At 65.2% G+C, this 12510-nt stretch carries 14 protein-coding genes and 1 pseudogene; 11 read left to right on the top strand and 4 right to left on the bottom strand.

Annotated elements, in window-relative coordinates:
- Window positions 1-2 precede the first annotated feature (2 nt).
- The 3 genes from ABIC16_RS09165 to ABIC16_RS09155 all read left to right on the top strand — a co-directional run bounded on the left by ABIC16_RS09165 (window position 3) and on the right by ABIC16_RS09155 (window position 1927).
- A complete protein-coding gene (locus ABIC16_RS09165; protein WP_354290838.1) occupies window positions 3-353 on the top strand; it encodes a DUF3147 family protein in 351 nt (116 codons plus the stop codon).
- Window positions 354-383: 30 nt separating this feature from the next.
- Window positions 384-773 (top strand): hypothetical protein, encoded by a 390-nt coding sequence (locus ABIC16_RS09160; protein WP_354290837.1) that lies wholly within the window; start codon window positions 384-386, stop codon window positions 771-773.
- A gap of 164 nt (window positions 774-937) precedes the next feature.
- Window positions 938-1927 (top strand): phosphatase PAP2 family protein, encoded by a 990-nt coding sequence (locus tag ABIC16_RS09155; protein WP_277971405.1) that lies wholly within the window; start codon window positions 938-940, stop codon window positions 1925-1927.
- A gap of 137 nt (window positions 1928-2064) precedes the next feature.
- Here ABIC16_RS09155 and ABIC16_RS09150 read toward each other — a convergent pair whose 3' ends face one another.
- Window positions 2065-2409 (bottom strand): hypothetical protein, encoded by a 345-nt coding sequence (locus ABIC16_RS09150; RefSeq protein ID WP_277971404.1) that lies wholly within the window; start codon window positions 2407-2409, stop codon window positions 2065-2067.
- Window positions 2410-2586: 177 nt separating this feature from the next.
- Here ABIC16_RS09150 and ABIC16_RS09145 point away from each other — a divergent pair, with 177 nt between their 5' ends.
- The 3 genes from ABIC16_RS09145 (at window position 2587) to ABIC16_RS09135 (ending at window position 5456) form a co-directional block, all read left to right on the top strand.
- Entirely contained in the window at window positions 2587-3078 is a 492-nt protein-coding gene (locus ABIC16_RS09145; RefSeq protein ID WP_277971403.1) for a pyridoxamine 5'-phosphate oxidase family protein, read from the top strand.
- Between the two features lie 59 nt (window positions 3079-3137).
- Complete coding sequence (locus tag ABIC16_RS09140) at window positions 3138-4529, top strand: MFS transporter (protein WP_354292293.1); 1392 nt, start codon at window positions 3138-3140, stop codon at window positions 4527-4529.
- Window positions 4530-4832: 303 nt separating this feature from the next.
- The gene (locus ABIC16_RS09135) at window positions 4833-5456 is read left to right on the top strand and encodes a PEPxxWA-CTERM sorting domain-containing protein (RefSeq protein WP_354290836.1); all 624 of its coding nucleotides are present in this window, start codon (window positions 4833-4835) and stop codon (window positions 5454-5456) included.
- A 63-nt stretch (window positions 5457-5519) separates the two neighbouring features.
- Here ABIC16_RS09135 and ABIC16_RS09130 read toward each other — a convergent pair whose 3' ends face one another.
- Window positions 5520-7256 (bottom strand): DUF885 domain-containing protein, encoded by a 1737-nt coding sequence (locus ABIC16_RS09130; protein ID WP_354290835.1) that lies wholly within the window; start codon window positions 7254-7256, stop codon window positions 5520-5522.
- A gap of 143 nt (window positions 7257-7399) precedes the next feature.
- Here ABIC16_RS09130 and ABIC16_RS09125 point away from each other — a divergent pair, with 143 nt between their 5' ends.
- Window positions 7400-8221 carry an alpha/beta fold hydrolase gene (locus ABIC16_RS09125; RefSeq protein WP_354290834.1) on the top strand — a complete coding sequence of 274 codons (822 nt, stop codon included), beginning with the start codon at window positions 7400-7402 and terminating at the stop codon, window positions 8219-8221.
- A gap of 688 nt (window positions 8222-8909) precedes the next feature.
- On the opposite strand, the pseudogene ABIC16_RS09120 reads toward ABIC16_RS09125, so the two are convergent.
- Together ABIC16_RS09120 and eno are read right to left on the bottom strand one after the other, a co-directional pair.
- Window positions 8910-9198: pseudogene (locus ABIC16_RS09120) on the bottom strand (FtsB family cell division protein).
- Between the two features lie 82 nt (window positions 9199-9280).
- Window positions 9281-10558: a phosphopyruvate hydratase gene (eno, locus tag ABIC16_RS09115; protein ID WP_277970906.1), complete on the bottom strand. Its 1278-nt coding sequence runs from the start codon at window positions 10556-10558 to the stop codon at window positions 9281-9283.
- A gap of 144 nt (window positions 10559-10702) precedes the next feature.
- On the opposite strand from eno, the gene ABIC16_RS09110 reads away from it, so the two are divergent.
- Genes ABIC16_RS09110 through ABIC16_RS09095 form a run of 4 tightly spaced genes read left to right on the top strand, consistent with a single transcriptional unit; the run spans window position 10703 to window position 12491 of the window.
- Window positions 10703-11215, top strand: a complete 513-nt coding sequence (locus ABIC16_RS09110) for a hypothetical protein (protein WP_354290833.1) — start codon at window positions 10703-10705, stop codon at window positions 11213-11215.
- Between the two features lie 22 nt (window positions 11216-11237).
- Window positions 11238-11606 (top strand): phage holin family protein, encoded by a 369-nt coding sequence (locus ABIC16_RS09105; RefSeq protein WP_354290832.1) that lies wholly within the window; start codon window positions 11238-11240, stop codon window positions 11604-11606.
- Entirely contained in the window at window positions 11603-11908 is a 306-nt protein-coding gene (locus tag ABIC16_RS09100; RefSeq protein ID WP_354290831.1) for a DUF3618 domain-containing protein, read from the top strand. The genes ABIC16_RS09105 and ABIC16_RS09100 overlap by 4 nt, the downstream gene beginning before the upstream one ends.
- Window positions 11909-11927: 19 nt before the next feature.
- A complete protein-coding gene (locus ABIC16_RS09095) occupies window positions 11928-12491 on the top strand; it encodes a hypothetical protein (protein ID WP_277970902.1) in 564 nt (187 codons plus the stop codon).
- Window positions 12492-12510: the final 19 nt, after the last annotated feature.

Below are 12510 nucleotides of genomic sequence, written 5' to 3'. Positions count from 1 at the left end.
CGTTGCTGTTCCTCGCCCTCAAAGCGCTCATTTCCGGAATCCTGATCGCGGCCGCATCGACGCTTGCCAAACGCTATCCGGGGTTCGGCGCGCTGGTCGCGTCGTTGCCGCTGGTATCGGTGCTGGGGATGATCTGGCTGTGGGGTGAAAAACCGGACACCGCGAACATGGCGGACCATGTCGGCGCGACGTTCTGGTACATCCTCCCCTCCCTGCCGATGTTCTTGGCGATCCCGGCGCTGTTGCGAAGCGGCGTCGGGTTCTGGCTTTCGCTCGGGCTCGGGTGCGGCCTCACGATCGCCTTGTACGCCGGGATGCTCACGATCGCGCCGCGCTTCGGCATCTCTCTGTAGCGGCGCTTTCGCACCGCGTTTGCCACGCCAGTGCAATGTGTACGCGCGCTGTCGGGTGCGTTCAGCATCGATACCGTCCGCGACGGGCATATCCTGAAGCCAAGCCCGATCGACGGGCCGAAAGGACATCGCATGAAGATCGCCCATATTCTTGCCGCAGCTAGCCTGATCGCCGGTATCGGCGTCTCCACCACCGCGTCCGCGCAGGATTACCGCGGCGACCGCGGTCGATACGATCACCGCTATGACGATCGTCGCGGCGATCATCGGGGCGACCGTCGCGACTGGCGCGGCGACCGCCGTGGCGGTGACCGCTATTACGGTCGCGACCGGTATCACGGCCGCCACGGCTACAATAACCGCGGTCGTCATTGCCGGACCGACTGGCGCAACCACCGCCGCGTCCAGATCTGCCGCTGAACCGACCAGGAAGGGGCGCCCGGGCGTCCCTTCCGCTCCGCTCGGCGCGACTGATGATTTGTAACCTTTACGTCATAATGTCTTCACGGCATGGATAGGGACAGCTGGGTACCGGATCCAATCCTGCGACGATCGCGTCGATCGTCCATTTCAGGCGCTGCCGTTTGTTCAATTCCACGGTCTTCCCTTTCGCGCCGCCGGCGCCAGTCTATCCCGTTGGGAGGTCGTATGTCGGCCTGATCCCGGGCAAGTGGCTGGTCATCGCGCTGGCGGTGAGCGCAGTCTGCCTGGCTGCGTTGATGTACGACGCGGGCCTGACGATCGATCCGACCGCGCCGCGCACCCTGGTTTATCTCACCGTCTTCACGGTCGCGCTCGGTCTGCGCTGTGCGTTCCGCACGCCCAACAATCCGGCGCAACGCGTGACGCGCGACATCGCCGAGACCTTCGGCCTGTTCACCGCGGTCTCGCTGATGGGGGCGGTCTCGACCTATCCGATCGGCGCCGAGACGAACGGAACGATCGATGCCGTTCTGCAACAGATCGACGCGACGCTGCATTTCGACTGGCTCGCCTGGTATAACCTCGTCGCCGAGCACCGGTCGCTCCAGATCCTCGGAATCGCGGCGTACCAGAGCATCTACATCAGCCCTGCGGTCATCCTCGGCTATTGCGCCTGGGCAGACAAACGCGCCGCCGCGCGCGGACTGATTGCCAGCTTCTGGGTCGCCGCGGTCATCGCGCTGGCGCTGTTCCGGTGCTGGCCGGCGTACGGTCCGTTCGCGACGCTGTGGCACGGCCCCGCGCCGTACATGACCGAAAGCGGCCTGTATGAATCGCAGCTTCTGCCGCTGCTCCGCGCGCGGCTGGTGCACGAAGTCGACCTGTCGTCGTTGCGGGGTCTGGTCGAGGCGCCGAGTTTCCATACCGCCAGCGCCGTATTGTACATCGTGGCGGCATGGCCGTTTGCGCGGATCCGGACGCCGATCCTGATCGTCAACATCGCGATGTTGCTGGCGACCCCGGTGGAGGGAACGCATTATCTGGCCGACATGCTCGCGGGCGCATCGGTCGCTATCATCGCCCTGCTGATCGTCGCGGCGATCCGCCGTCGGCTCCCCGGCACGGTTCCGGAATGGACGGGCAGCCGCTAGAGCGGGACGAGTTCAGGCAGATTTTGCCCGTTCGTCAGCGCAACTGCCGGGCGAGACGTCGGATGCGGCAAAGCGTACAGGACCCGACATTACGCAATACGGCCCGCCTATGACGGGTCGCGTCACAGCACGAGACGTCAGGCGTGCTCGACCGCCATCAGCGCCGTGTCGGCATATTTGGGATCGCTCGGCGAGAACAATTCGCTGACCTGGAAATTGCGATCGACCAGCGCCAGGTCGACCAGACCGATCAGCTTGAACGTACCGACCTTGAACTCGCGCGGCGGCTTGCCTTCCCGCTCCAGCACGACGCCGTCGACGTAGAGTTCGCCGTGCCGCGTGAAGATGATGTGGGGCGCCAATACGATCGGCAATTTGTTGTAAACGGCGCTGAGGCACTTCTTGCGAACGATCGCTTCGAAGACCGTCGGCACAGGCCCGGTCGGCATTGCAGTTTCGCCTTGTTGGTCCGGATATTTCATGACAGCGTTGTACCGAAATTGGTGCGGTGCAGCAAGTAACGTCGCGATCTCGAAATGGGATCCGCGCCAAGCCGAATTTATTGCGCGCCCTGTGGTGTCGGCGCGGCTGTAGCCCGAGCGCGGACGGACGCGGAACTGGCATCGGTGCCACCCGTTCGGCGTAGGAAGGAGACGACCATGACGGACTCGGTAGAAATCGAACGCAAGTTCTGGAAAGCATTGCGATCGGACATGACGATGATGCTGGGCCTCGTCGGCGTCGACGAAGGGCACACGCGACCGATGACGGCACAACTGGACGGCGATGCGGATCGTGGGCCAATCTATTTCTTCACGTCGAAGGAAACCGAACTCGTCACCGATTTGACCCCCGGCGCGCGCGCGGTGGCAACGTTCGCCTCCAAGGGGAACGACATTTTCGCGGCGGTCCATGGCACGTTGAGCGTGGACGACGACTCGGCGACGATCGACCGGTTGTGGAATCGCTTCGCGGCGGCATGGTTCGAGGGCGGTCGGGAAGATCCCAAGCTGCGACTGCTTCGGTTCGACGCTGAACGCGCGCAAATCTGGATCGACGCGTCGAGTATGGTTGCCGGGGTCAAGCTCCTGCTCGGCATCGACCCGAAGGAAGATTACAAGGACAAGGTTGCGGAAGTCTCGCTCGGTTGACGACGTCGACGGACGACACGGATAGCGCAGCGGCGCGATCGGGGGCCCAGGCCCCAGAAATCGACGGGCTGCCCCTGCCCCGCCGCTATGCCGCGATCGCGACGCTGTGCCTTGGCACGGCTTTGATCATTATCGATGGCGGCGTGGCCAATGTTGCGCTGCCAACGATCGCACGTGATCTCGGGGTCGACCGGTCGTCGGTCGTATCGGTCGTCACCATCTATCAACTGATGCTGGTGATGCTGCTGCTGCCGTTCGCCGGGCTCGGCGAACGCATCGGGCTCAAGCGGATGTACCAGATCGGCCAGCTCGTCTTCGCGGTCGCGACGTTGCTGTGCTTCTTTGCCAAGAGTCTGCCGTTCCTGCTGATCGTCCGCGCGGCGCAGGCGGTCGGCGCGGCGGCGGCACTGAGCGTATCGTCCGCGCTGATCCGATCGACCTACCCTGCCAAGCAATTGGGCAGCGGGCTCGGGATCAACTCAGCGATCGTGTCGGCGGGTGCGGCGCTAGCGCCGTCGCTCGGCGGATTTATCCTGGGCGTGGCGCCGTGGCCGTGGGTGTTCGCGAGCGCCGTTCCCTTTGCGATCGGATCGCTCATCCTCGGGCGCGCGCTGCCCGACACGCCGCCGCGCGACACGCCGTTCGACGTGGTGGGCGCGGTGATGTGCGCGGCGATGTTCGGTCTGGTGATCGGTGGGCTGGAAAGTGCGGTGCATGGCGACAGCCCGGTGGTGTCCGCCGCGATCGTGTTGGTCGGTGGTGTGGTCGGGGTGCTGTTCGTCCGGCGCGAGCGGAGCGAACCCGACCCGATCCTGCCGATCGACTTGCTCGACCGGCCGGTGCTGCGGCTTTCGGTGGTGGGGGCGTACACCGCGTTCATCGCGTCGATGACGCTGATCATCTCGATGCCGTTCCGGCTGCAAAGCGAGTTCGGCTTCACCGCGCCCGAAATGGGGCTGCTGATGGCCCCCTGGCCGCTGACCAACATCATCGTCGCGCCGCTGTCGGGCTGGCTGTCGAGCCGGATCCCCGCAGGCGTGCTCGGCGGGATCGGGATGGCGATCTCGATCGTCGCGCTGATCCTGATCGCCTATATGCCGCCGCACCCGAGCCATTTCGACGTGGCGTGGCGGATGGCGTTGTGCGGCGCGGGGTTCGGGACGTTCCTGCCCCCCAACGCGCGGCTGATCATCGGCAGCGCCCCGCGCGACCGCGCCGCCGCGGCGGGCGGGCTGGTGTCGACGACCCGGCTGCTCGGGCAGACCACGGGCGCGACGCTGGTGGCGGCGCTGCTCGCGCTCGGCATCGGTGACGGGACGACTCCGCCGCTGGTCGCGGCTGGACTGGCGTTCGTGGCGGGGCTGTGCAGTCTCGCGCGGCTGCGCCCCTCGATCCGCATGCCCAAGACCGAGGAAGCAGCGGACGTCCAGCCTGCGAGCCCGGTGCGCTAGGCCCAAGTCGCACCTTACTCCGAGGAAATACACGCGTCCGCGGAACGAAGGCATGTTCTTCGCTCCAGGCGATCTTTGCTTAACAGCTATAGTTAATACTTCGGATAATTCGATACGCGACAGTATGTAGTACTGATGGCGTATGTCATTGCGGCTTACAGAACCCTGATCGACTTCCGCGTAACATATTGAATGTTCTATCTGGCACGAGTCATGCTTAGACATTAAGCACTCGGAGTACAGAGTCAGTCCCTACTACCAATGAATGATTTCCGTTCCGAGTATCACAGGGAAAGGAAACAAATGCGTATCATGAAAGTCCTCGGGCTCACCGCTGCTTCGGCAGCGCTTGCTCTTGCTGGTCCCGCTCTGGCGGCAACCACCTTCTCGACCAACTTCGACAGCACCGACTTCGGAACGGCGCCGGGTTTTACGACGCTGACCAGCTATGAAGGCTGGAACGGCGGTCCGAACGGGATCGAAGTCCAGTATAACAACGTCGCCGGGCGCGCATTCTCGGGCAACAACTTCGTCGAGCTCGATACCAACGCCAACAGTTCGATGAGCCGCATCATCGACGCCGGGAGCTACGTCCTGAACTACTGGTACTCGGACCGTCCGGGCGTTGCGGCGCGGTCCAACGGCATCACGGTGTTGCTGGACGGCGACCGGGCCTTCACCTCGACCGGCGGCGCCGGCGGAAGCCAGACGGACTGGCGTCAGCAGACGTTCGCCTTCAACGTCGCCGAGCGGACCAGACTGACTTTCCGGGCGATCGGCACGAGCGACTCGCTTGGCGGGTATATCGACAGCGTGTCGCTGTCCGCCGTGCCCGAGCCGACGACCTGGGCGATGATGATCGCAGGCTTCGGGATGATGGGCTTCGCGCTCCGCAACCGCGCCAAGAGCAAGGTCGCCTACGCCTGATCCCTGCTGGGAACGACCGAAGCCGCCGACCGAAAGGCCGGCGGCTTTGGCATGATTGGGGCGTCAGAACACCGCCTTGCCGTCCCCGCCGAGCATCGCCTTGCGGACGAGCGGGATCGGCGGGCCACCGAAGCTGAGGAGCTGGTCGTGGAACGCCTTCCACCCGGCGCGGCCGCCATGCGTGGCGGTCCAGTCCGCGCGGAGCTTGCGGATCATCAGCTTGCCCATCGTATAGTTGAGATAGGCCGGGTCGTAGGTCCCGCGCGCCGACTGCTGCTTAGCGTTGCCCTCGTCCTGATAGCATTGCTCGACGAACATCTTGCGCGACTGTTCCTGCGTCATGCCGTGCGCGTGGAGGCCGATCGCCGACAGATACCGGCAATCGCGCAGCAACGCGTTGGACAACTGTCCGACGTGCGTCTCGGGGTCGCCATCGTGGAGCCCCGCTTCCCACATCATTTCCTCAGCATAATGCGCCCAGCCCTCGGCGAAGGCGTAACCGACGAACAACCGGCCGAACAACGACGGCGACTTGTTCGCATGGCGGAACTGGAGGAAATGCCCCGGCATCACTTCATGCACCGAGGTGAACAGCAAGTCGTTCTTGCCGGGGATGAAACCGTCCTGCTCGGCCTTGCTCCACGACGGGTCCGGCGGCGAGATGTAATAGACCGAGGGGATGCCCTTCTCGAACGGCCCGGGCGGATCGATGTAGGCGGAGTTCTGCCGGTTGTACGGCGGGCTTTCCTCGACCAGCGCCTGTTCCTGGTCGGGGATGGTGACGACGTCGCTCTTGAGCACGAACGCGCGCAGTTCGGGGATCTGCTTGCGCGCTTCGGCGACGGGGTCGTCGTTGATCGGCTTGTTGGCGTTCATCTTCGCCATGCACGCCGGCACGGTCGCGCCCGGTGCGAACTTGGCGCAGGCTGCCGTCAGCGCCTGCTGATTGCGCGCCAGATCCGCGCGCCCCGCCGCCTCGAGCGTGGCGAGCGGCACGTCGACCCCTTCGGTCTGCTTGATCATCCGCGAGAACTTGTCCGCCCCCAGCGCGAAATCCTGCGTCGCCGACCCGCGCTGGCTCTCCAGCCAGCCGCCGAGATCATGCATCGCCTTCGAGGCCGCGACCGCTGCCTTGTCGAACTCCTCCTGCAACGCGGGGCTCTTCACCTCGGCGAACGCCTTCTTGGCATCGCCGGTGTAGTAATCGCCGAAACCGTTGAACGCCGCGACGCCGAAGTTGATGTAGCTGAGCGGCATCGGCGTCTTGAGGTTGGCGCGGATCTGCGCCGCCGCGGTCGGGATCTTGCGCAGGAACGACACCATCGCGCGCATCCGCGTCGGCGCATCGGCGTATTTGCGCGCGATGTAGACGTTCGGGTCGAGCCCGGCGTTGACGTACCAGGTCGGGTTGCGGTGCGGGAAATCGGCGTCTTCCAGCCAGAACAGTTTGCCCGACGCGACCGTGACGAGATAGTCGCGCTCGAACGCATCCTGCTTGCCCAGCTTGGCGGCATCGAACGCCTTGGCCTTGGTGATTGCCTCGCGCAGGAAATCCCCCTGCCGCTTCAGGCCGGCGGGCGACCAGTCGCCGAGGCCGCCGTCGAAATCGTGCCGCCCCTGATACACCGCGTCGGCGGGCGAAACCTTGAACCAGTCCTCAATGAACGTGTCGCGGAAGCTCTTCCAGTCGGTGGTCGACAAGACCGCCAGCGTCGCGGCGGTTGCCTTGGGCGCGGGCGCCTCGGACGTGCAGGACGCCATTGCTACCGCTGCTATTCCCGTAAGCCAGATTTTCCGCATTCGCGCTCCTATCGATCGGAACCCCGAGGGGATTCGTTTGCGACGGGAAGCTGGCAGCTTGCGACCGCGAGCGCCACCCCGGACGGAACGCCCGGTCGTGCGCATCGTTCTTCCCAGGCAATTCAACGCCGAGGAGCTTACCCTTGCCCTATATCAAAACCCGCGACGGCACAGACCTTTACGTCAAGGATTGGGGAAGCGGTCGCCCCGTCGTCCTGATTCACGGCTGGCCGCTCAATGCCGACAGCTGGGATGCGCAGGCGATGGCGCTCGCCGACGCCGGGTTCCGGGCGATCGCCTACGACCGCCGCGGGTTCGGGCGGTCAAGCCAGCCGTGGAGCGGCTATGACTATGACACGCTGACCGACGATCTGGCGGACGTGCTGGAGCAGACCGGCGCGAACGATGCGACGATCGTGGGCTTCTCGATGGGTGGCGGCGAAGTGGCGCGCTACATGAGCCGGCATGACGGCAAGGGCGTGGTGGCGGCGGGTCTGATCTCGTCGGTGGTGCCTTACATGCTCCAGACGGAGGACAACCCGCACGGCGTCCCCGAGGAAAAACTCGCGGCAATTGGCGAGGGAATTCAGAAGGATCGCTACGGTTTCTTCCAGACGTTCATGAAGCAGTTCCTGGGGGTCGGATTCATTTCGTCGCCGGTCAGCAGCGAGACGGTGGAGTGGGCGTGGTCGCAGACCAACCTTGGCGGCCTCAAGCCGATCCTCGCGTGCGCCCAGTCGTTCGGGCACACTGACTTCCGCCCGGATTTGCCTGCGTTTCGGGTACCGACGCTGGTCGTTCATGGCACGAGCGACCAGACCGTCCCGATCGACGCGACCGGGCGGCGTGCGGCTGAGGGGATCGCATCGGCGCAACTGGTCGAATATGAGGGCGCGCCGCACGGTCTGACGATTACCGAGAGCGCCCGGTTTACGAATGATCTGCTGACTTTTTTGGGGCGGTAGGGCGATTGTTCTTTGCCCCTCCCCTTTAGGGGAGGGGATTGGGGTGGGGGGAGCCTCGCAGAGACCTGACCCAGATGGCGGTCCGCTACACGGCCCCACCCCAACCCCTCCCCTAAAGGGGAGGGGCTTAAGGTACGGCACCACTTGTTTCGCCCCTCCCCTTCAGGGGAGGGATTGGGGGAGGCCTCGCAGAGACCTGACCCCGCCAGTGATCCGCAGCACGGCCCCACCCCAACCCCTCCCCTGAAGGGGAGGGGCTTTAGGTACGGCGCGACTTGTCTCGCCCCTTCCCTTTAGGGGAGGGGTTGGGGGTGGGGGGAGCCTCGCAGAGACCTGACCCAGCCGGCGGTCCGCTGCACGGCCCCACCCCAACCCCTCCCCTGAAGGGGAGGGGCTTTAGGTACGGCGCGACTTGTTTCGCCCCTCCCCTTTAGGGGAGGGGTTGGGGGCGGGGGAAGCCTCGCAGAAACCTGACCCAGCCGGCGGTCCGCTGCACGGCCCCACCCCAACCCCTCCCCTGAAGGGGAGGGGCTTTAGGTAGGGCGCGACTTGTCTCGCCCCTCCCCTTCAGGGGAGGGGTTGGGGGTGGGGGAGGACTCGCAGAGACCTAACCATGCCGGCGGTCCGCTACACGGCGCCACCCCGCCCCCTCCCCTGAAGCGGAAGGGCTTTCACCACACAGATCGCATTAGTTCAGCGGGACGATCACTTCGTCCTGATGCACCACGCCAAGATCCTTGCGTGCCAGTTCATCGGCCAGATCGGGATCGGCATGCCGCGGGTCGAGCAAATTGACCCGGTTCTTCAATTCGCTGCGATTCCGGTCGAGCGCCGCCAGTTGCTTCTGCTTGACCGCGAGCTGCCGTTCCACGTCGCCATAGGCCAGCGCGCCGTTCGGGCCGAAGATCGCATAGCCCCCGAAAAACAGGCCAAACGATCATCAACGCCGCCGGCGCGACGGCGCGGCGGAGCATCATTCGGACATTGGAGCGGCGCTTGATCACGGTCGCGATTCTCGCGCATCGCGACTCGTGGATCAAGACGTATTTTTCAAAGACTTCAGACGCGAAGGATAGAACGCCCCGCATAGACCGCCGCGCCCTCGAGCTCCTCCTCGATGCGGATCAGCTGATTGTACTTGGCGAGCCGGTCGGAGCGCGCGAGGCTGCCCGTCTTGATCTGTCCGCAATTGGTCGCGACCGCGAGATCGGCGATCGTCGAATCCTCGGTTTCGCCCGAGCGATGCGACATCACCGCGGTATATTTCGCACGATTCGCCATGGATACCGCTTCGAGCGTCTCGGTCAGCGTGCCGATCTGGTTGACCTTCACCAGCAGCGAGTTGGCGAGACCGTCCTTGATCCCCTGCCCGAGCCGCTTGGGGTTGGTGACGAACAGATCGTCGCCGACCAGCTGGACCGTGTCGCCGCACAGGTCGGTCAATGCCTTCCAGCCCTCGAAATCGTCCTCGGCCATGCCGTCCTCGATCGAGAAGATCGGGTAGCGGCGTGCGAGATCCGCGAGATATTCGGCCATTTCGTGGCTGCTGAGGCTCTTGCCCTCGCCCGAAATCTCATACTTGCCGTTCTTGTAAAACTCTGTCGCCGCGCAATCGAGCGCGAGCATCACGTCCTCGCCGGGCTTGTAGCCGGCGGTTTCGATCGAGCGCAGGATGAACTCGATCGCTTCGTCATTCGACGCGATGTTCGGCGCGAAGCCGCCCTCGTCGCCGACCGAGGTCGCGAGACCCTTGTCGTGCAGGCCCTTCTTGAGCGTGTGGAAGATCTCCGACCCGCACCGCACCGCTTCGAGGATCGACGACGCACCCACCGGCACGATCATGAATTCCTGGAAATCGATCGGGTTATCAGCATGTTCGCCGCCGTTGATGATGTTCATCATCGGCACCGGCAGGACGTGCGCAGCGACACCGCCAACATAGCGGTACAGCGGCAGGCTGCGCGCATCGGCAGCGGCCTTGGCGACCGCGAGCGACACGCCGAGGATCGCGTTCGCGCCGAGGCGATGCTTGTTCTCGGTCCCGTCGAGCTCGATCATCGTATGGTCGACGTCGCGCTGGTCCTCGGCTTCGAGCCCGAGCACCGCGTCGGCGATCTCGCGGTTGACCGCCTCGACCGCCTGGTCGACGCCCTTGCCGCCCCAGCGGCTCTTGTCGCCGTCACGCTTCTCGACCGCTTCATGCTTTCCGGTGGAGGCACCCGACGGGACCGCCGCGCGGCCGAAGCTGCCGTCTTCCAGCATCACGTCGACCTCGACCGTGGGGTTGCCGCGGCTGTCGAGGATCGTGCGGGCATGAATGTCGATGATTGCGGTCACGGAACGATCCTTCTACGATTTCGGAATAGCGTCGCGGGTGCCTCTATCGCCTAACCTTCGCCGCCGCAATTCGTGCGCGACCGATGGAACTAGGCGCGGTCCGGACCGCTTATTGTCGACAAGTAACAATTGGAGGGCATTATCATGGCCACGACCCCAGGATCCCAGACGGGCGCAGATGCGCGCGCCGCCGCTAACGAGAAGATCGATGCCGCCGCTGGTGCCGCCAAGGATGCCGCCTCTTCCGCGCGCGACGAAGCCGCGAAGCTGACCAGCGGTGCTGCGCAGTTGTTCAAGGACAGCACCGACAAGCTCGGCAAGGAAGTCGTCGATCGCGCCAAGACCTATGCCGAGGACGGCAAGGCGCGCGCCGGGACCGCGCTCGACGAGATCGTCCGGATGATCAACGATGCTGCGGGCACCGTGGATGACAAGCTCGGCGCCCAGTACGGCCAGTATGCGCGGACCGCCGCGGACAAGGTCCAGGGCTTCTCGGAAGGGCTGAAGGCCAAGGAGCTCGACGACTTGATCGACGACGCGCGCGGGTTCGTCCAGAAGAGCCCGGCGATTGCGATCGGCACGGCGGCGGCGCTCGGCTTCGTGCTGGTGCGGCTGATCCAGTCCGGGCTTGCCGTCGACAGCGACCCCAAGGCCTGATCGCAGCGTGACGGGAGCCGGAATGGGTGAGACCCTGAAAAACCTCGCGCCGGCTACGGTGGACGACAGCGTCGGGGCATTGCTGTCCCGCGCGGTGTCGGACGCCGAGCAGGTCGCGCGTGCCGAGATCGACCTGCGCAAGGCCAAACTGTTCGCCAAGGTCGACGAGGCCAAGGCGGGTGTCGTGCTGGTGGCAGCAGCGGCCGTGATCGGACTGTTGGCAGCGATTGCGTTGGTCGTCGGCGCGCTGATGATCCTGACGCCGCTGGTCGGCCCGGTCTGGGCGACGGTGATCGTCGTCGGCGTGCTGCTCGTCGTGGCGGGGCTGTTGGGGATGCTCGGGATACAGCATTTCAAGCGGATGTCCGGCGCGACAGAGGTGTCGGCATGAGCATGAAGGCTCCCTCCCCGCGCGTCGTGGCCGCACAAGCGCGGGCCGATGCGGCGCGTGCACGCTTGTCCAAGACGATGGGCCTGCTCCAGAAGCGCGCCAACCCGCAGACGATCGCGTCGGATGTTGTCGCGACCCTCAAGACACGGGGTGGCGAAGCGATGCAAACCGCGATGGATACGGCGGAGAAGCGCCCGTGGGCCACCGGGATCGGCGTGGCGTTGACCGGCCTGTTCCTCGCCCGCGGGCCGATCTACCGGGCGATTCGCGGCACCGACAAACCCAAAGCCCCCAAGCGATAGATATTCCAGGAGATTGAGTGTGACCGTCAAAGATACCCTTCAAACCCAGGGCGCGGCGCTTTCGGACAAGGCGCATCACGCCGTCGACGTCGCGCGGGACAACGTCGGCAAGGCCGTCGAAACCGTCCGTGAAACCGCCGGCAAGGCCGCAGAGACCGCCCGCGAGACTGCCGAGAAGGCCGCCGAGACGACTTCGCATGCCGCCCACGATCTTGGCGCGCGCGCGATCGAGACGATCGAAAGCAGCCCGCTGGGCGTGCTGGTCGGCGGGATCGCGGTCGGGATGCTCGCCGCATCGGTGCTGCCGCGCAGCCAGACCGAGGCTCGGCTGTTCGCGCCGGTCGGTCGCCGTCTGACCGATACCGCAAAGGGCGCGGTCGGCGCGGCGAAGGAAACCGCGCAGTCGGAATTCGCGTCGCTGGGTCTTTCGCGCGACTCGGCGAAGGATCAGGCGGGCAAGCTGCTCGGCGGGATCGTCGACGCGCTGACCGCCGCGGGTACCGCCGCGCTCACCGCTCGGCTGTCGGGTGGCAACGAAAAGCCGGTCGCCGCGGCGCCGAAAACTGGCCCGGCGCACGAATAATCCTTCATGACAGGTTCCC

The sequence above is a fragment of the Sphingomonas sp. PvP055 genome (assembly GCF_040546365.1).
GTDB classification, from domain to species: Bacteria; Pseudomonadota; Alphaproteobacteria; order Sphingomonadales; family Sphingomonadaceae; genus Sphingomonas; species Sphingomonas echinoides_A.
This window is presented reverse-complemented; position numbering and strand designations above follow the sequence as displayed.